The sequence below is a fragment of the Paenibacillus sp. EB106-06-01-XG199 genome (genome assembly GCF_058791575.1).
The window spans coordinates 74,313-92,892 of record NZ_JBYTDQ010000015.1 but is presented as its reverse complement, the minus strand read 5'-3'; the positions used below and the strand labels follow the sequence as shown (position 1 = coordinate 92,892).

General features: G+C 43.7%; 19 protein-coding genes. 4 read left to right on the top strand and 15 right to left on the bottom strand.

The features are described from left to right. Positions 1–206 (top strand): hypothetical protein (locus AC3WT9_RS32000; RefSeq protein ID WP_492408717.1); only part of this gene is annotated, 206 nt, incomplete at its 5' end. Between the two features lie 102 nt (positions 207–308). On the opposite strand, the gene AC3WT9_RS31995 is transcribed toward AC3WT9_RS32000, so the two are convergent. Both AC3WT9_RS31995 and AC3WT9_RS31990 read right to left on the bottom strand, forming a co-directional pair. Next, positions 309–611: a spore coat protein gene (locus AC3WT9_RS31995; protein WP_341091413.1), complete on the bottom strand. Its 303-nt coding sequence runs from the start codon at positions 609–611 to the stop codon at positions 309–311. 15 nt (positions 612–626) lie between these two features. Further along, the gene (locus tag AC3WT9_RS31990; protein ID WP_341091412.1) at positions 627–818 is read right to left on the bottom strand and encodes a hypothetical protein; all 192 of its coding nucleotides are present in this window, start codon (positions 816–818) and stop codon (positions 627–629) included. 182 nt (positions 819–1,000) lie between these two features. Here AC3WT9_RS31990 and AC3WT9_RS31985 point away from each other — a divergent pair, with 182 nt between their 5' ends. Beyond that, positions 1,001–1,468: a MarR family winged helix-turn-helix transcriptional regulator gene (locus AC3WT9_RS31985; RefSeq protein ID WP_341091411.1), complete on the top strand. Its 468-nt coding sequence runs from the start codon at positions 1,001–1,003 to the stop codon at positions 1,466–1,468. A gap of 55 nt (positions 1,469–1,523) precedes the next feature. Here AC3WT9_RS31985 and AC3WT9_RS31980 read toward each other — a convergent pair whose 3' ends face one another. The 11 genes from AC3WT9_RS31980 to AC3WT9_RS31930 all read right to left on the bottom strand — a co-directional run bounded on the left by AC3WT9_RS31980 (position 1,524) and on the right by AC3WT9_RS31930 (position 13,103). Beyond that, entirely contained in the window at positions 1,524–3,389 is a 1,866-nt protein-coding gene (locus AC3WT9_RS31980) for an LTA synthase family protein (protein ID WP_341377889.1), read from the bottom strand. Between the two features lie 71 nt (positions 3,390–3,460). Then, complete coding sequence (locus AC3WT9_RS31975) at positions 3,461–4,180, bottom strand: glycosyltransferase family 2 protein (RefSeq protein WP_341377887.1); 720 nt, start codon at positions 4,178–4,180, stop codon at positions 3,461–3,463. A gap of 309 nt (positions 4,181–4,489) precedes the next feature. Beyond that, positions 4,490–5,161, bottom strand: coding sequence for an HAD family hydrolase (locus tag AC3WT9_RS31970; protein ID WP_445744959.1), 672 nt, complete (start codon positions 5,159–5,161; stop codon positions 4,490–4,492). A 204-nt stretch (positions 5,162–5,365) separates the two neighbouring features. Continuing rightward, entirely contained in the window at positions 5,366–5,623 is a 258-nt protein-coding gene (locus AC3WT9_RS31965) for an AbrB/MazE/SpoVT family DNA-binding domain-containing protein (protein WP_038588784.1), read from the bottom strand. Positions 5,624–5,948: 325 nt separating this feature from the next. Further along, a complete protein-coding gene (locus tag AC3WT9_RS31960) occupies positions 5,949–7,466 on the bottom strand; it encodes a S8 family serine peptidase (protein WP_492408712.1) in 1,518 nt (505 codons plus the stop codon). A gap of 88 nt (positions 7,467–7,554) precedes the next feature. Beyond that, positions 7,555–8,202 (bottom strand): DUF6033 family protein, encoded by a 648-nt coding sequence (locus tag AC3WT9_RS31955; protein WP_492408710.1) that lies wholly within the window; start codon positions 8,200–8,202, stop codon positions 7,555–7,557. 1 nt (position 8,203) lies between these two features. Continuing rightward, positions 8,204–8,488 carry a peptide maturation system acyl carrier-related protein gene (locus AC3WT9_RS31950; RefSeq protein WP_341091405.1) on the bottom strand — a complete coding sequence of 95 codons (285 nt, stop codon included), beginning with the start codon at positions 8,486–8,488 and terminating at the stop codon, positions 8,204–8,206. A gap of 16 nt (positions 8,489–8,504) precedes the next feature. Continuing rightward, positions 8,505–9,614, bottom strand: coding sequence for a TIGR04066 family peptide maturation system protein (locus AC3WT9_RS31945; protein ID WP_492408708.1), 1,110 nt, complete (start codon positions 9,612–9,614; stop codon positions 8,505–8,507). A 10-nt stretch (positions 9,615–9,624) separates the two neighbouring features. Further along, on the bottom strand, positions 9,625–11,028 hold the full coding sequence (gene ccpM / locus AC3WT9_RS31940) for a Cys-rich peptide radical SAM maturase CcpM (RefSeq protein WP_341091402.1): 1,404 nt from the start codon (positions 11,026–11,028) through the stop codon (positions 9,625–9,627). Between the two features lie 90 nt (positions 11,029–11,118). Beyond that, positions 11,119–11,298: a CLI_3235 family bacteriocin precursor gene (locus tag AC3WT9_RS31935; RefSeq protein ID WP_342481444.1), complete on the bottom strand. Its 180-nt coding sequence runs from the start codon at positions 11,296–11,298 to the stop codon at positions 11,119–11,121. 74 nt (positions 11,299–11,372) lie between these two features. Continuing rightward, entirely contained in the window at positions 11,373–13,103 is a 1,731-nt protein-coding gene (locus AC3WT9_RS31930) for an ABC transporter ATP-binding protein (protein ID WP_341091401.1), read from the bottom strand. Between the two features lie 189 nt (positions 13,104–13,292). Here AC3WT9_RS31930 and AC3WT9_RS31925 point away from each other — a divergent pair, with 189 nt between their 5' ends. After that, positions 13,293–14,030 carry a LytR/AlgR family response regulator transcription factor gene (locus tag AC3WT9_RS31925; protein ID WP_492408720.1) on the top strand — a complete coding sequence of 246 codons (738 nt, stop codon included), beginning with the start codon at positions 13,293–13,295 and terminating at the stop codon, positions 14,028–14,030. Positions 14,031–14,146: 116 nt separating this feature from the next. Beyond that, a complete protein-coding gene (locus tag AC3WT9_RS31920; RefSeq protein ID WP_492408705.1) occupies positions 14,147–14,818 on the top strand; it encodes an ATP-binding protein in 672 nt (223 codons plus the stop codon). Between the two features lie 57 nt (positions 14,819–14,875). On the opposite strand, the gene AC3WT9_RS31915 is transcribed toward AC3WT9_RS31920, so the two are convergent. Both AC3WT9_RS31915 and AC3WT9_RS31910 read right to left on the bottom strand, forming a co-directional pair. Further along, positions 14,876–16,972, bottom strand: coding sequence for a glycoside hydrolase family 36 protein (locus tag AC3WT9_RS31915; RefSeq protein WP_341377882.1), 2,097 nt, complete (start codon positions 16,970–16,972; stop codon positions 14,876–14,878). A 171-nt stretch (positions 16,973–17,143) separates the two neighbouring features. Beyond that, positions 17,144–18,472 carry an ABC transporter substrate-binding protein gene (locus AC3WT9_RS31910; protein ID WP_341091396.1) on the bottom strand — a complete coding sequence of 443 codons (1,329 nt, stop codon included), beginning with the start codon at positions 18,470–18,472 and terminating at the stop codon, positions 17,144–17,146. Positions 18,473–18,580 lie beyond the last annotated feature (108 nt).

The following is an 18,580-nucleotide window of genomic DNA, read 5'->3' as shown; positions in this document are numbered from 1 at the left end:
TTGCTCAATTTGAAACATCTGACGAGAATTTACATTCTCACGATGAAATTTCTAAAGCGTATAAATACGCTGTGAAACTCATCAGTTTTGGATTTCACTTGCATGATTTCCATACTCACTCGTTGTTCAGTTTTCAAAGATCAAGCAGCCAACTAACTGGCCGGATTAATAATATATCACGTTTTATACCTCTGGGCAAATTGTAATATTTTCCACACCTTTTATCATACAACAGCCTATAGCTTTCCTGGACAAAAACACCGCCAAGATCTCTTGACGGTGTTCTCTCTACTATAGATGGCCAAATATTATCGAACATTTGGCAGAGACAATGCCTTGTCTGCATTCTGAATATCCATTTGCAGCTGCTGAGCGGGATCGTAGGCATTATAGTACCCGTTATCTCTCATATAATTAAACACATGCTCATGCAAGGTGACTGCTTTGGAAAATTGAGTGCTCAGTGTATTTCTAACTTCTGGGCTCGCTGACTCAGAGATAGCGCCAGCATAGTTTTTCAAACCGCTTTTACATGCAAGCAGCAAATCTGTAGCAATTACCTGATCCGTCATTACATTCATTCCAGTTAGATTTTCAACAATCGGGTTCATCTTATGCCTCCTTTATTATACAAGCAAATTACGGATTTGTTGAATATCCTCTATACCTGCCTGGATATCTTCTTGGAGAATTCCTTTTAGATTGTTATCCGTTACCATCGGCAGCATGGTTTGACTTTTGGTCAGACAGTTAGTTTTAAATGTAAGCAACTCGTGCAATTCCATCGTTTCATGCACACCTAATTGTTGTTTTGGCATGTGTTTCGCCTCCTTCCTTCCCTTATGTTATCTCCTGAAGGAGCTATAATATTCAGACAAATCTTCACATCACCGGGAATGAGATAGATCACACACATTTCTTTTACCGCCATACGCAAATCATTTAGTTTATCCCCGGCTTGGGCTATAATAATAGGTAAATAAGCTTATGAGGTGTATTAGTGAAAGAAGACAGGTATGAACATGTGGATGAATTATTGGGGGCTTTTCAGCAATTCTCCAAGATGAATTGGCAGAAGCTAACGATGTTTGGGCTAAAGCCCAGTGAAATACGGGTGCTGATCACGATCAGACTCCGCAATACAAAAGCAGACAAGCAGGTGCTGACAGTCTCCGAGATCAGCAAGCTGCTTAAGGTAACTTCCCCTACGATTACACAGATGGTGAACAGCCTGCTAGCACAAGGTTTTGTTGTGCGCACCAGCGACTCACAGGACCGGAGAATCAGCAGCATTGTCTTGACGGAAAAAGGCGAGCTGCTCGCAGATAAAGCCGTCGCCAAGATCCGTGAGATGTTTAAAGGCATGGTTGATTATTTGGGCCAGGAGCAAAGTGAAACTTTAATTGAACTCCTGAACAGGGTACATGCCTATTTTGAACAAATACAGAATCAGCCGGATGTCGACTAGAGTTTACAAAAAAAGCACAAAGCGTAGGTTGGAAACCTATACTTTGTGCTTTTGGTTATTGTTCCAGGTCCGGCAGCTGCAAAATATAGCTGTTGGACAGATGCAGCAGACGTTGTACAGCATCAAATTGCGCTTCTGTAGATCCGCCCTCAAGACTGGAGTTATCCAGCTGGCTGTAGTTGGTACCGTCCCCGTAGGCATCCCCTGTTACATAAATGCTCTTGTCATTAATGAAGGAGCCTGTCGGCAGGAAATGTCTGACCGGCAGCAGGTTGGTCTGCTGATTAAACAGATCTTCACCAAAATGCAGCTGATTCTGAACCGATACTCCCAGCAGATTGGCCACCGTCGGCAAGATGTCGACCTGGCCGCCTGTGTGATCCATTACCGCAGGCAGTTTAGCACCTGGCGAATGGACGATGAACGGAATGTTGAACATATCGGTGTAGCCATATTCATGGCCGACCAGTCCATTGATTAATTCCTTCTCATCACTGCCAAGCGTGTACATCGGCAGTCCCTGGTGATCGCCATAGAAGACGACAAGGCTGTCATCCCACAGGCCGCTTGTCTTCAGTTTCTCAAGAAATTGCCCCATCGCATAATCCGCATAATTCTGGGCACGAATATAATTGCCCAGCAGCGTTCCCTCAAAGCGCTCCGGCAACTCTATCTTATATTTATCTTCCGGCATATGGTATGGATGATGGGCGGTCATCGAAATCACCATCGCATAAAACGGCTTTTCCCCGGAATCCATCCGGGAGAGCTGCGGCACTGTTTTGGCAAACAGCACTTCATCCGATGCGCCAAAGGCAATATGGTCATCGTCGCCAAAAAAGGACTGGTCATAATAGGTGTCGAAGCCTAGCGCTTTGTATAACTCCTTGCGGTTCCAGAAATCCACACTATTGGTGTGGAATGTTGCCGTGTCATAGCCATTCGAGGCTAGCAGCTTCGGCAAACTCGGCACAGATTTCTCCATATACGCCGAAGAGGTAGCCGGCTCATTCTTGGGAACGTAGAAAGAGGTGTTCACCACAAATTCCGCATCCGAAGTTGTCCCTTGGCCCGCATTCGTATAAAAATTATTGAAATACGTATTTTCTTGTACCAGCTTATTTAGATTTGGAGTGATCTCCTGGCCGTCAATGGTTAGTCCGAGCAGGAAGCTCTGGAACGACTCCATTTGCACCACAATAAGGTTTTTGCCTTTATCAGCCCCATAAAATTGCGGTGCTGCCGGCTCCTGGATTCCTTTCAGCTCATTGACCGCCTGCTGGGTAATCTCCTTGCTGTCAATAAGCGCCTCGTCCTCAGTGGTATCCGCAAATAGGGTATACAGCTCGTAATTGAGAATCCCCATACTCTCCGCTTTTTTTATCTCATTCATGCTCGCATGATTTGGCCAGATGCTAAAGAAGCAGAGTCCGATGGAAACGGCCGTGATGACCAGCAGAACTGCCCGGTTCATGCGCTTCAAACCTCGTTCCTTCCATTTGGCAATATATTTGGGACGGAACATAAAGAAGAGGAAGAAAATAATATCCACAAAGATAAACAGGTAATAGGGGGCGATCAGAGAATACGTGCTTTCTCCTACCTTAGTGACTTTATCTGCTTGCTGCAAAGCATGATATGTAGCGATCACCCCGTAATATTTGTAATACATCAGAACGGAAAAATAAATAACCGTAATCAGCAGATTGGCGATCATGTAGTACAATATCTTCCGCTTCGAGGCCAGCCATTCAATCAGACTGAACACAATGATGAAAAAGGGGATTTCCGTTAACACCATGCTCCAGTTGGGACCGTCGTTAAAGACAACAAACCAGGCTACTGCACTCTTTATAAGCAAAACTAAGCTAAATAATACAATAGGCTTGTATAATTTATTTTTAATATCGAATTTGTTCATAATGACTCTATCCCTTTCCTTAAAAACTTGGCCAGCCGCCGCACCCCCTCCCGATTTCAGAAAGCTTCTCGTTAATCCAGATTAGGGATAGATCTGATGCGGTACCGGATGACCCTTTTTTTTAGCCAACCGATGACAGCAGCGTCTACGAACCCTGTAATTGCCGGACTCAGCACACCATATTTGGAATGTCCGTGTTTTCGCTCCTGATGCGTTACTGTAACCTCGATGACTGTAAATCCGTTCATTTTGGCCAGTGTAGGCAAAAAACGGTGCATGCCATTGTATAAAAAGAAGCTGTCCGCCACTTCCCGTCTCATAAGTTTTAAGGGAGATACCGAATCCTGGATCCTTTCGCCCGTAAGCCAATTTCTTACTCCGCTGCCGATCCATGAGGATATCCTTTTCAAAAAAGTATCCTTCCGGTTCTCCCGTTTGCCGTTTACAAAATCCACTCTGCCGATAAAGGGCATCAGCCTGAATATATCGCGCGGGTCGCTTTGCAGATCGGCATCCATGAGCGCGACCAGCTCTCCCCTGGACTGCCTTATGCCCGCCCAGACAGCAGCCGTCTGACCGCAATGTTTCTCGAAATGAATGACCTTCACCGACTTGTCAGACCGTGCAACCTCATCCAGAATCAAGGCGGTCCGGTCCTTGCTGCCATCGTCGACTAGCACAATTTCATAGCTGTCCACCTTGTCTTGCACCGCATCCGTTATGCTCTTGTGAAGCTCCCGGATATTGCCTTCTTCATTATAAATCGGTACGACCACAGACAATCTAACCAAACAGATTCACCTCAGTACCAATTAATATATTCATGCTGCACCCGAAGGGTACGGGACAGTAAAAAAACGCAGGTTAGTGCGTTCCGGTCCGATCCAAAAGATTTAACAGTACTACTGCATTAAATCACAAAATAGATAGGTTATCAACCTATTTTTCCAGACGTTTTGTCCGGCAAACCGCCGAAGAACTTATTATTTTCCGGAGCATAAAAATAACCCCCCTTGTCCGCAGCACCGCGAAGCAAGGGGTGTTTGTAGGCAGGCTTGAACTGCAGGTGTACCAGGATTGGCGCATCCCGCTTCTATCCGTTACTCGGCCCGGTCGTACAATCCGATTAATTCATCGAAAGAAGTAATAATAACGTCTGAGCCCTTCAACTCATCCTGACGTCCGAAGCCTGCATAGGCACAGCCGATTACGGTCTGTCCGTTTCCTTTGCCGGCCTCCACATCGGAGGAACGGTCCCCAACCATCCACGCGCTGCTGATCCCGTGATTGTCCAGCAGAATACGCAGCAGCTCGGTTTTGGTCGCAGTACCTTGTCCACCAGCACTGTACAAGCCCTCGAACAAATCCTTCAGCTCATGCACAACAACGATGCTGTGGATGTAATCCTCCAACCCGTTGCTGGCCACGAACAGCTTGACTCCACGTTCATGAAGTGCGGTAAGGGTCTCCTTAACCATCGGATAGAGCTGGGTGCCGCCTGCTTCCAATCCCTCAACCTCCATCTGCAGCAGCAGCTCATCCGCCCGGCGGTGTACAGCTTCATCGGCATCCGGCATGACATTCTTCCAAATTTGCTCCAGCAGCATGCCAAGACTGCCCAGAATAAGTTCCTCGGGCGGAGTCGGCCCGGTATGAAGCCCTTCTTCCCGCAGGATGTCAAACATTTTATGGTAAGCAGGCAATAACAGGCTTTCTGTCTGGAACAATGTTCCATCCATATCAAATACAATTGCTTCCGGTTTCTTTAGCATCAGGTTACTCATCCCTTCCAAATTGTTCTGCGAGTGATCTCTGCTCTGCACATGCAGCTCTAAGTTACATTCCTTTATGATATAGGAAAGCAGCGTGTATTGTCTATGAGTCGAGATTAACAAAAGGGACCGGTGACGGACACTGCAACGTGTCTGCCACCGGTCCCCCGCTGTCATTGGAATCTGTGAGGTTAGGTTAAGAAATTAGATATGGTCAAAGCTCGAAATCAATTCATCAAGAACATCTTTGCTTACCATTTTACCTTTGAAGTTAATCAGGTTTTCCGCACTTCCAGAGAAGATGCAGGTAGGCTCATATTTTCTGAGAATGATTTTTTCACCATCAACGAAGATCTCCAGTGGGTCTTTTATGTCAATTCCCATTGTTCTGCGAAGCTCAATCGGAATCACGATACGTCCCAGTTCATCTACTTTTCTTACAATACCTGTTGCTTTCATCATTATGCATCCTCCCTTGAAATAAACACTTTATTTAATCATTTGTGTTAAAAGCTATCATAGCTTCTAAATAGTAGGAATGATCACGCTATAATTGCATTTTAAAGTGCTATTTCTTTCCTGTCAATTTAATTTTCTACAACTTTTGATATTTATCGACAAAATATTCGTTATAATCTAGAGTCAATTCGACAAAATATTCGATGTTTATAAATTATAATAGCCGAAAACGTCTGCCATTGACAGTTTTTTGTAGATTTATAGGTGACAATTAATGGGGGGATTAGCAGAATGAAGATCGGGTTACGGAATGATCTGGAGCACAGGGTCAAGACAATAAACGAACTATTGAATCATATAAGCTGCCTATAAAGCTTTCATCAATCTGTTTGATATGGATAATACGATCCTTAAAGGAGCCATCTGCAGAATAAGTTGCTTCAAAGCAATCGTTTATTCGTTCAATATCTATTTCTATATCCGTTGCCATCTTCTCCGGACCTTCATAGCCAAATAAGACATATATAGCGATATCGTAGAATTTCTTGTTCAGAATCAAGGAAAAATAAGAATACATATTCGTTGTGTTTGTTTCAGGAACAACGTCTATACCGTATAAAACTCCGAGGGGGTGATTCGTTGCGAAATAACTGTTATAGTTTTTATTTTTGAATTGCGCTTTTAACCATAAAACAACTTCAAAACCAGTGTCAGCAGGGAAGTAAATGGACACCATAGGCTCCTCGATTAGCATGGGGCTGCTGTTAAGGGTACATATGTTGTGCAGCTTAAATAAACTATGCCATAACTTAATGTTAGTACACGGTTTGTTAACTATCCTATTCATATCTTTTCCTTGGTAATTGTCAATAAACACTACATTTTTATTGTATTTCGAAACAACTCTATGTAATTCAAAATAATCACCGGGACAAAAATCTCTACCGATCACAACGAGCGTGTCAATATTATCAGCATAAGCCGATAGAGCTGTATCAAGAGCCTCTGAAGCCGAATCAGCAGGAACGACAATTTCATCGTGCATGTTAACGCTCAGATGCGAATAATCTATTCTACATTTTTTATTCACGTGGCAAATTAATACGTTACTCATCCAATCTGGATCAGCATAGTAAAATCCCCATTGTTTGTCGTCCATATAATTAGTTGCCATCTTCAGCAATCCGATTTTTATTTGCTGCAGATCAGTTAGGCGGAATTCTCCAATAAGCTGGCATACTTTGGCTGCGATCATGGGCGCAGCGAAACTGCTTGAGTTGCTGCACACTTTTCCATTCCATTTGTGTTTTGCAAAAGCCGTAAATTCTATACCGTCGATGATATTATCATTAACATAAAACCCACTTTCGCGCAAAGTGTTGCTCTCTTCTCTCTTAACACCTATAACGTTTGAAAAGGAGGCAGGATACGTAATATATCCATGATTACTTGCAGCACTTACAATAACCAGGCCTTGACCGGCAACCTTATTTATGACTTTTTGTGTTGCGGATAAGTCTGCTGAGGAATGGCTTCCCAAGCTGACATTTGCAACCTGGATACGATTTTGGACGCACCATTCTAGTGCGCTGTACAGCTTCTGAATGTTTCCGCTTAAGGTATCTGACAATATCTTCAAGCTATATATTTGAATATCAGGATAATAGAGCTTTATTATGCCTGCACAGACAGTGCCGTGGGTTATTCTTTCAGGACTATCTATTGTATAAGTTTCTGTCGTAAAATCATCATTGAAGATCAACTGCTGAACAACAGATTCACCAAGTAAATATTCATTGACTCCGTCATCAATCACGGCAATTTTCACTTTAGCTTTGATGTTCATCGTCTCCTTTTGCCATACGGCAAAAATAAAACCGCCTTATTGGTCACAAACACTTTGACCCAGGCGGTAGACATGATCCAAGAAGGTATTAATCATTTAAATTAAACAAATCCTTTTTCCGCAGCCTTGAATCCAGACTGGCTTGATGCACACTATTTATATACAGGCTATTTGCTTCTTCACCGCTACTTGAGGCCTCTGTAATTGACCCGAATTGTGAGAGGAGCGTGCTGCTGCTTAACTTACTCAACATATCCATCTGCTCCGCCTTCTTTTTTTGGTCTGCCTCTACTTCTTTTTGAATTTTTTCCCGCTCGGCAGGTGTCAAATAATCACCAATAACCCAAAACGTAGCTGTTCCATCCGGATGTATAATTACCCCGCTGGCATCACCCGGTTTATCATTAGCGCTGGATGCAAAATGGTCCTGTATGATCGCTTCTACCTTTTTATACATTTGCGGATCTGTTGCCGACTGATTTAATATATTGGGAGCAATTGCAACATTTCCTTTACCAACACCATAGGAGTACACACGCTTTACGGCTTCTTCGGTCTTGGGTATGGCTTGCACATTGATCTTAATGCCAAATTTTTTCTCCAATCCCGTCAAAACTTCTTCCGAATTCGTTGTCGATAACGCCTCTTGAAAAGAAACCCCCGAATTCTGATTTTTCTGGCTTACCCTTGTTGCCTCCAAACGATTCAGGCTATTGAGTGAAGCTACATTCAACAAATTAAACCAACTCCTTTATTCTTTTTTCCTGTATAATGCGGCAAACCGTATGATATATTCGGTCTAAGCTGTGGAAGCATCCATTTAATATATCGGTTTCCGGAATTTGTATTTTTAGGGTTTCCTCAATATGAACAAAAAGAACCAACAAATCCCGTGGAGAAAACTGCATCGTCCCGCCCAATAAATCCTCATAAAAGTAGTTTTCGTTAAGCTTGTTCTTGTCCATTCCCATTACGCCGAATAATATTTCGTTCATCTGTTCACGCACTTGGTCCAGGTCCATAAATATCACCCTTCCTTTATACGATTTGCATGTTTTCATGCAATAAAAGAGCTTCACAGAATTCTGCTAATTTCAAAGTGTCTGTCCCATTTAACGAATTAAAGAAAGGTACTTTGGATTCCAGCGATATTTGTGCCTTTTTTTCATCGACCAGCTTAGAATCAACCGTAAAAAACCTCAATTCTTTATCCTGTTTGCTTCGGCCCGTATCGAATTTATGATTGGACATATTAAAACAGTCAATATCAAAACCTAATTTATGCTTTGTAGACACACAGATTTTATCCAGGAACTCTCCATTAAATTCATCATAGGTCAGGTTCATAATGCCGACATCCGGATGAATCGCGCTAGCCGCCTCGAATGCAGTAATGCCAAATCTATTAGTAAACAGATTATTATATACCATGGTCCCGCCTGGAATTCCGATGATCATAACATCAGGTTGCTCGCTCAATTCAATATGTTTACAGAAATGATTAAAAAGAAATATTTTATCCATTTCATCTTCCTGATGATTAAACATAAATTCGGGAAAGGAATGGAATCCCATAATCTCACAATAAGATTTTGTCCCAATCTGGCTTACTTTGTAGCCTTCATTCAAGAAATAGTTCCTTAGACTGAGCTGAACATCAAATTTATTGGATTTTTCCATCAGACTCGCTACACAGATGATCGGCACATTGATATCGAGCAGTATTTTCTCAACAAGTTCTACTTTAGTTCTGTCAATGTCAATTCCAAAAAAACATGTGAGCTTCACATTGTTTTCCAGACATATCGTCTTTACCATTTCCACTTCATGATCCGGACATCTGTTCAACAGAACAATGTCTTTTCCCAGCCCTGCAGCACTGACAATTGCCGGGAACACAACTTTTTCAAAACTGCATTCAAACTCACAAATTATTAACACATCAAATTCATCATCCGAAAAAGAATCTTTAACTTCTATCCCTACATCCTCACCACAATAGCTGTACGCCGCATCTTTTCCATTCAATCCAAAGCCCAAGGGTGCCATCAAAGAAACAAGTTCATAGTTGTCCAATAAATTGGAGAATCTGACCACCGGACCGAATTCCGCATGATATGGATAAACAACTGCTCTTTTTTTCACCATTGTCCCCCCATTACACTTTTTCTTTGTCAAAGTCGTAGCCCAGCTCTCTTAGAACACAATAATCCTTAAACAAATTCTCAGTGTTTTCTTTAACCCTGTTGCAAATGCTTAATTTTTTGGCAGCAGAAAACTCACTGATATCATCCGCGGCCATTGCACAAGAAGTACAATATCTAAATGCCCAGCATTGCTTGCATTCTTTCTCCGTTATAGCTCCAATATTTAATATGTTCCGGATATTATCCAATTCAAAACCTGTATCGATATGCCCAATTCTCATTACACTTGATGCTTCACTAACTCTTTCACATGGGTATAAAGCGCCGTCTGCGTTGACGAATAATCGTTGTACTCCTGGAACACACGGTCCGGAGTGGTGATCTTTTTTCACATCATAAAAGGAGATTCTTAGCCTGTTGTGAACATTCTCCTGGATTTGATCGAAACTTTCCATCACCAGCTTCGATACCTCTTTTTTCTTAAGCCTATCAAACTTATAGAGGAATAATTTGAAAACTTCGTAATTATACATCTTGATAAAGCTGTCATTGATAGAGGACTCGCTCTTTTTATAGCTGCTTGCTATATCACTTGCCATAACAGCAAAGTCTTTTACGGTCTCATAGTCTGAAAAGAAGTTTGTGGAACAGCTGAAATCCGAATTCGGATCAATGACCGCATTGAACATCACTTTATTCACATAGTCCGGGGTTTGGTTTTTGATAGTTTCAATATTTTTCATAATAGTCTGGAAGGTGCCTTTATGATTTACCGCAAAAACGCGGTTTCTATCATGTGCGACTTCATCCCCGTCCAAGCTGATGGTTAAATTAAAATCATTAGAAGATAAGAACTCCAAGGTTTCATCAGTAATCAGGGTTGCATTTGTAGTGAGGTTAAACGTTAGTTCTTTGCCTGCACTTTGTTCTCTGGCATAGGCAACACAAGCTTTTATCAAGTCCATTTCCAGTAATGGCTCTCCGCCATAAAATCCAATATTAATGCGTGGAGAGTCTACAGAGTGCTCAATTAGAAACTTAATTGCTTTTAATGCGACCTCTTTTTTCATTCTCTTATTGGTATGTACTCTGTGTAAATAACTCCCGGAATAGGCGCAATAGCTACATCTCAAATTGCAGTTTTGCGTGACTTGCAGAGTGATCGAGCCAACATTTCTGGTTAAATTGTGCTGCAAGGAGTCGCTCATGGGATGAATCATCTCAAAATCCTGTTTCTCCGCCAAAAAACCGGAATCCATTAAGGTTTGAATTTCCGGTTCTACATGTTCAAAGTTTGAAGCTCTATAGCTCAACAAGGCTTCATAGGATCTTCCCTTTAATTTGAGAAATGTATTTGCGTTGGCATCGAACATATATTTCCCCGTTACCGTTTCAAACAAATGAAATATTGGCACCTGAACTCCCCCCACTCTAAAAGTGAAGCAGGACAGCCTTTTTATAAAGCCATTAAGCCATCCTGCTCTTAGTTATACTTAAGATTGCGTTTACCCGATTCCAATCGCTGTCATCTGCATGGAATTTCCAGTATAGGTTACTTGTTTCATGGCTGTTTTGTTTGATCCGCTGGAATTACATGTACATGCATAGCAAGGGCATGCACTGCAAGCTGCGTACGCCTCCAGAGTTTCATAATTTGCATTTGTTCTTTTTACAAGTTGTTTCATATGCCTGTTCCTCCTTTCGCATCAGATTTATCTAAATATCAATATTTGATATTTAAATCACTTGAAGGGTCAAGCTATTCAACGAATTGATGCTGTTGTGTGATGAGCCGGTACCTCTCATTTGTGTTAGACAACTCCTCATGAAGTCCAAAACCGGTCACCTGCCCTTGCTCTAAAAAGATCACCTTGTCCACGTGCTGTAGAATGTCTGGCCTGTGGGTGACTATAATTACTGTATTGTTCTGGAGTGCTGTATCTAATAGATGGTTTATGGCTTGTTCGGAGTGAAGATCAAGGCTGGAGGTCGCTTCATCAAAAATCACCAAGGGTCTGTTTTTCACTAATGCTCTGGCTATGGCGATTTTTTGTTTTTGCCCTCCGGAAAGTCTGTTGCCGTTGGGGCCTACGACATAATCGTCAAACAGGTTTGTATTCGTCTCTGCTAATTGGGTAACCTCAATAGCTTGTCTATACTGCTGATTCCCGATTTCACTGTACAGTTTTATGTTATTTTCGATTGTTGTGTCAAATAGATACACCTCTTGACTTACAGTCGAAATCAATTCCCGATATTCATTCAAATTAATATCCCTAATATCCATTCCATCCAATAGTATTTGTCCTGCAAGCGGTTCGTAAAATCTTAATATTAAACTTAGGATTGTCGACTTACCCGACCCATTCATTCCTACAATCGCCACCTTCTCATGGCTGCCAATCGTGAAGTTCACATCCGACAAGACCCGTTCAGCATTATAGGAAAAACTCACATTTTTAAACTGAATGCTACCAAACGGGTTGACCAGCTTCACATTGACGTTGCCAGCCTCTAAATCACAGGTTTCTATTTCTTCCTGCAGCAACAAATAATACCTTTGAGCAGAAGGAATTATTCCCGATATCAGGTAGCCGATATTTAACATCGATGAGATAGGAGTGGTCACATACGCGCTATAGGTAATGAAAGCAAATATGCTTCCTACCGAAAGCTTTGATTCAAATACCATTGTTGATCCGGAAGCATATATAAGAAGAACCAGTCCACCGATTAGAAATCTCTCCACAGTAATACGCCAGTTATCCAACAAGCTAATGCCCATCTGGGAGGTTATTACCTGATTCTGCTTGTCCGCAAATTCTTTTTCTTTGAAAAAGAATAAATTAAAAAGCCGTGTTTCCTTCACGCCGTTCAAGCTGTCCTCAAACCAATGCGAATATTCACCATCCTTCGTGATGTAATGTTCTGTAAGTGACTTTCTTTTTTTAGCAAACGATTTCAAAATCAAATATTCAACAGGTATTAAAATAAGCACAAGAATTGTAAGTTCCCAGCTTATGACAAAAAGTCCAATTAGTCCTCCCGCCAAACTAAAGCACTGACTCACAATAAAAAGCATGCTGCCATCCGTAATTTGCGAGATATTCGATATATCTGAGCTAACACGATTTAATAGTTCACTGCAATTTTTATCGGTGAAAAATTTCACTTTCACTTTCATGAGCCGGTTAAAAGCATCTTTATGCAAGGTGTAGATGATGTGTGAAGATATTCTTATCCTTTGTTTTTCTTTGAGTAAATCTAAAAAGCTGCTGAACGTGGACAACAAAAAGATGAATATTGCCGTTATGATGATGGTTTTGACGTCTGATTTCATAAAACCGTCGTCAATAATGATTTTGTTGAACATCGGCAAGACCGAACTAACTAAAGTTGAAAATATTAATAACAGAAGAATAATGCATAAATTCTTTTTATGCGGTTTGAATAATCTGATAAGTTTTTTAAGGGTATCCTTATCATTCATAACATGTATCCTCTTCTACTATTCAGCTTGGGTTTGACATTGATAGCGCTATCAATATATCATATAAATGAATATTTGGGGTATTTTGGTAGCTAATGGCTGGAAAACGAGGCTGAATGACGTTTCATGTCAGGTTCTGATCTTAAAAAAATCACAAATATAAAAGCGGGAGGAATGGCTTTGTTCCACATGGCTGTATGCGATGACGAGAAAAAGGAACTCATTCTACTAAAGGAATATCTCCCAAGATTTACGAAAAGAACAGCTTACTCCTTTGAGACTCAATATTTTTGTAGTGGCGAGGAATTGCTTCACTCTTACCATGAACAGATGAGTTATCCTTTTCATATTCTCTTATTGGATGTTGAGCTGAAAGGATTAAATGGAATCGAGGTTGCCAAAAAAATCAGGGCGCTTCCGGATCGAGATGTCCAAATCATATTCTTGACCAACTATCCGCAGTATGTAATGGACAGCTTTGATGTGCAAGCCTTCCATTATCTGATTAAACCTGTGGCCTATGAGTTATTCGAGGCAAAGATGAGCAAGCTGTGCAACTATATCGTTTCTTCTGTAAACCGGTTCTTATTGATTAAAACTGAAGATGGACATGTGGTTATCAAAAAGTCCGACATTATTGCGATTGTTAAAATCAAACATTCCTTGGCCAAAAACCGGCTAAAGATCATTACCTCGACGCAGCATTACATCATTTCAGGCACACTTTCTGAATATATAGGCAAGCTAAACCGCCCGTTTATGCTTATTCATCGTTCCGTTATTGTTAATCTGGAACATGTCCACAAGTTCACCGCTACTTCTGTATTCATGCACAATCAAGAGCAGTTTCCTATTGGACGCACTCTGGCAAAAGAGGTTAAAGAAGCCTACGCCTATTATATGATTGCGCAATTCAAAGAAAGATGATGACCTTATATTATTTTATTGTCATCCTGTTGCTGCTTATTCTGATCATGTGGGAAACCCTTCTCCTATTCGGTAAATTCAACAGAAACACCAAACTGATTGAAGAGAATTTACTATTGCAGAAACAGCTGGATTACCAGCACAGCAGCTATGAACAAACCGTACATTCCATTACTAACATCAAACAAGTTATCCATGATACGAACAAGCAATTGGTATATGTCCGGACTTGCATTCAAAACAATGAAATTCAGGAATCCATTCATCACATCAATCAAATGCTCGGTCAAATTCATCAACCTGCTCCAAAGCTATCAACAGGCAATTTGGCCATTGATGCTTTAATTGACAACGCACTAAATATTGCCTGTGAACACTGCATTGCCATGAACAATGATATTCGGATACACACCGGAGCTATTGAAATTGAACGGCTTGACTTGTGCACCGTGATCGGGAACGTGCTGGACAATGCTCTGGAAGCCGCTGCAAGGGTTCCTAAAAAAGAAGATAGATTTATTCATCTTCTGATATTCACGACTGATACTGCATTATTTATCCAAGTCACCAACTCGCGGAGCGAATCCAGCGCCATGGTGCGGTGTAATCGCAAAACAAATGCCGGCTTCCACGGATTCGGCTTAACGAATATTCAAAGAGTGGCTAAAAAATATGGAGGTAATCTTGTTACCAAGGCTCAAAACTATGAATTTGAAACTATCATTGTACTGCCTTTTTCTAATGGAGGCATAGTGAGAAGTCCCGGCTTTCCTTGCAAGCACAAGTAGCCGCTCCCCAAGAATCGCGTTCAAGGGGACCGGCCCTGGCTGCAGGCTTTACGAACTTTACGAAGTAATCTCAAACAATCTCGCTGTTTTTCCTGGTGGGAGGGCCACTGTCAATACTCCTGCTGATTTATCCCAATTCCAGGCCAAGTTATGCTGCTGCGGATAGGCACAGGCGATGGCTGGTTCAAGCCCCCTCAGCTCTTCTATCGGCAATTGGACATTATCGGCTTCTCCGGCAATCCGCCATACCGCCACGTACCTGCGTTCCCCGCGCCGCAGCCCGAGGCTAACCCATTCGCCCCCGCTATCCGGCAGGCCGAGCGGCCAGAAAGGCGTGGCATGCGGGATATCGCTGCGGATGGTTTTGTAATAATCCAGAGCTTCCTTCACCAGTTTTCTGCGGCGGGGCTCAAGCTCCGCCAAATGTCCGCTCTGGTGCACACGCAGCAGCAGCGCATTGACCATATTGAAGATGACTTCCTCATCATCGCCTTCGCGCAGCGGATACGACCAGACCGCGGACTGCTCCGGTGTCAGTGCCGCCGGTGAGCCTGCGGCTATGGCCGCGTACTGTACATAATCCTCCTGGTCGCTGGTCGACTGGATGCTGTGCCGGCTGAGCATCGCATAATCCATACGCATGCCGCCGCTGGAACAGTTCTCGATCACAAGATTTGGATAACGCACAAAGATGCTGTCCAGCCAAGCCAGATAGGCACGGTTATGCTGCAGCAGCCCGTCGCCGAAGCTGTCCGCAGCTGTCTCTGTTCCAATGCCTGCATTGATGTTGTAATCCATCTTAATGTATCCTACGCCGTACTGCTCAACCAGACGGGCAATAACACCGTTTGCATGTTCAATCACTTTCGGGCTGCGGTAATCGAGCTGGTAGCGGCTGCGGTCCTTAACCCGTTTGCCATGCCGCATGAAAAACCAGCTGTCATCGGTCTCCGCCAGCTTCGGACTGTTGATGCCCATAACCTCCAGCTCCAGCCATAGTCCGGGAATCATTCCTTTGCTGCGGATATAGTCCAGCACATATTTAATCCCTTCCGGGAACCGCTCACTGGAAGGCTCCCACTGTCCTACGCCATCCCACCACTCTCCAGGCGCATACCATCCGGCATCGATGCAGAAATATTCACAGCCGACATCGGCAGCGGCGTCGATTAAGGGCAGCAGCTTCTCCGTCGTCGGGCTTCCCCACAGGCAGTTCATATAGTCATTAAAAATAATCCGCAGCAGCTCATTATCCTCATTGGGTCTGCGGATCATCCGGCGGTACGCCGTAAGCTGTTCCGCTGCACCCTGGAATCCTCCCTGTACAGCACCCACAGCTACAGGCACCGTGGTGAACTCCTCACCCGGGGCCAGCTTCAGCCACCAGTGGTTGTCATGCTCTGTAGGCCCGCTGGCCAGCAGTGTAAGCTGATCATACTGATCCGTCAGCTCCCAATGCCAGGAGCCGTTATGCTCAATCTGCCAGAACAGGCTTGTCCCGCTCTCCTTGTTGTGCAGCACAGCCATGGGAAGCAATTCTGCCGCCGACCAGGAGCCTGTATTGCTTGCGGCAATCCGTTTCGAGCCGCGGTCGGCCAGATGGGACATCCCCAGCTCAGGCAGCCGGTAGGTCCGCCACTGCAGCTCACTCTGCCACCCGCTATGCGCGAGGGTTACCTCGATCTTGTCGTTGCGGTCTCCGCTTCCCTCCTTGTCGACACCTGTAAGAGCAAATGACGAGATGTATTCCACAGCTGCCTCGGCTTCCCCGGCATTCTTCAGCACTGTCCAGCTGCGTACAATCTGTACGCCCTTATAGAACTGAAAATGCTGTACTGCCTGAATTCCGGTGAGATGATCGGTCAGGGTCAGCTCCAGCTTGCGTCCCAGCGCATTCCCCGTGTCGCTGTGCCCGGCATATACCATCCGGAGCCCCGGATAGGAGGCCCGGTGTGTGCGCCCGTGATATTCGGCGCGGTCTTCACCCGACAATTGCAGCTCCAGCAGCCGGAAGCCCGGTTTATTCTTGTCGGTGATAGCCCCGGCTTCCAAAGGTGACGCTCCGAAGTGCAGCAGCCGGACATCCTGCTCCGCTGTAATTTCAATCGTAAGATAAAGTCCATTTTCGGCGATTTCAATGATCTTGCTGTCCATATTTAATTTAGCCTCCTGCCATATGTTGGTGTCTTATATGATTATAATTTGTTTCACCGGAAATCCAAACATTCACCGCAGTTACGGCATTCACCGCCTCCCGCCAACAATAAAGGGACGGCCCCCCGGTAAATGAATCTTACCTTCGAGACCGTCCCACATCGAAATGTTTTATTGAGCCGATCCAAATTGGATCCAGGCTTTCTGAATTTCGTTGATCGCTTGATCCTTAGTTTTGCTGCCGCCGATGTAAGCCTGCATCAATTCACCGAATTTCTGGTGGAAGGTATCCAGGGAGTAGTTGACCGACAGGTCGCCGGATTTCTCCGTCTTCAGGATTTCTTCCATTTCCTTAGGCATTTGCAGGTCTGGCATTGGGGCATCCTTGATTGGCGGGATTACCTTAGCCACGCTGGAGAACCAGTTTTTCCCGTATTCGGAAGTATACAGCCAGTTGAAGAACTCAATAGTTTCTTTAACTACAGCAGAATCCTTGTTGATACGCAGCGCCTGGTCAGCACCAGTAATAATCTGGGACTGTTCCGCTTTGTCGCTGACAGGGTAGCCGGCGATGCCAAGGTCAAAATCTGGTGTGATTTTCTTAATGGCTTCTTCATCCCATGCGCCCTTACCGTTCATAAATGCAGTTTTGCCAAGAGCGAAGTCGCTGACTTGAGCATTGCTGTCGCGCTCCAGCGGCTTGTCCGTACCGTGCTTAACTGTAGTGTCAATGTAATTAAAGAAGTTATTGTACAGCACCGGATGATCCTTGATGGTCGTCTTGCCGGCGATGAAATCTGCTACAAGCGTTTTGGCATCCGTACCGGCATCAATTGCAGCCGCATCCACAAAGTGTTGGAAGATATGCTTCCATACCCACCACTCTTTGTAGGCATTGGCGAACGGTGTAATCCCTTTTGCCTCCAGCTTGGTGATCGCATCATCCAGCTGGGCGGTTGTCTTTGGAATTTCTGTAATGCCGGCATCAGACAGCAGCTTTTTGTTGTACATCAGTACGAACAGGTTGCCTTTCACCGGAAGTCCCAGCACCTTACCGTCGGTAGAGCTCATATTGGAGCGGACCGCATCGGTCATCGCTGCCGCAAGCGGCTCATTCGTAAGATCGGCACTGTATTCAGCAAAGGTATCAATATCTCCACCAGCTGTCGTCTGGAACACGTCCGGAGTGCTGCCGGCAGCAATTTTCGATTTAAGTACCGTATTGTAGTCAGCCTGCATAATTTCCAGGTTAATGGTTACGTTTGGTTTAACCTTTTTGTATTCTGCAATGTAGGCATTGAACGCATCGGTGTACTCCGGTGATGCGGTAAACATATTAATCGTTACGGGCTTGGAGGAATCCGTTGTGGCAGCATTATCCGTCCCGTTTGTACCAGCCGTATTATTAGTAGCGGCATTATTGTTGTTCCCGCCGCAACCGGCCAGCAGACCGCCGACGAGCAGCAGACTTGCAGATAGTCCCATAAATCGTTTTAACATGATGTTGCCCCCTTTTTCTTATGCATCTTGTGTGGTCTTGTTGCTATTCTAAATAAAAAGAAAAAGGATAAGAATGTACATAAGTGAACTTATGAGGGTAAAAAAGTG

What these genes read in the sequence shown, in the direction of transcription:
- AC3WT9_RS31995 (WP_341091413.1), bottom strand. Translation starts at nt 611, where the DNA reads ATGAACCCGATTGTTGAAAATCTAACTGGAATGAATGTAATGACGGAT.
- AC3WT9_RS31990 (WP_341091412.1), bottom strand. Translation starts at nt 818, where the DNA reads ATGCCAAAACAACAATTAGGTGTGCATGAAACGATGGAATTGCACGAG.
- AC3WT9_RS31980 (WP_341377889.1), bottom strand. Translation starts at nt 3,389, where the DNA reads ATGAACAAATTCGATATTAAAAATAAATTATACAAGCCTATTGTATTA.
- AC3WT9_RS31970 (WP_445744959.1), bottom strand. Translation starts at nt 5,161, where the DNA reads ATGCTAAAGAAACCGGAAGCAATTGTATTTGATATGGATGGAACATTG.
- AC3WT9_RS31965 (WP_038588784.1), bottom strand. Translation starts at nt 5,623, where the DNA reads ATGATGAAAGCAACAGGTATTGTAAGAAAAGTAGATGAACTGGGACGT.
- AC3WT9_RS31960 (WP_492408712.1), bottom strand. Translation starts at nt 7,466, where the DNA reads ATGAACATCAAAGCTAAAGTGAAAATTGCCGTGATTGATGACGGAGTC.
- AC3WT9_RS31950 (WP_341091405.1), bottom strand. Translation starts at nt 8,488, where the DNA reads ATGGACCTGGACCAAGTGCGTGAACAGATGAACGAAATATTATTCGGC.
- AC3WT9_RS31945 (WP_492408708.1), bottom strand. Translation starts at nt 9,614, where the DNA reads ATGGTGAAAAAAAGAGCAGTTGTTTATCCATATCATGCGGAATTCGGT.
- AC3WT9_RS31935 (WP_342481444.1), bottom strand. Translation starts at nt 11,298, where the DNA reads ATGAAACAACTTGTAAAAAGAACAAATGCAAATTATGAAACTCTGGAG.
- AC3WT9_RS31930 (WP_341091401.1), bottom strand. Translation starts at nt 13,103, where the DNA reads ATGAATGATAAGGATACCCTTAAAAAACTTATCAGATTATTCAAACCG.
- AC3WT9_RS31925 (WP_492408720.1), top strand. Translation starts at nt 13,293, where the DNA reads ATGGCTGTATGCGATGACGAGAAAAAGGAACTCATTCTACTAAAGGAA.
- AC3WT9_RS31915 (WP_341377882.1), bottom strand. Translation starts at nt 16,972, where the DNA reads ATGGACAGCAAGATCATTGAAATCGCCGAAAATGGACTTTATCTTACG.
- AC3WT9_RS31910 (WP_341091396.1), bottom strand. Translation starts at nt 18,472, where the DNA reads ATGTTAAAACGATTTATGGGACTATCTGCAAGTCTGCTGCTCGTCGGC.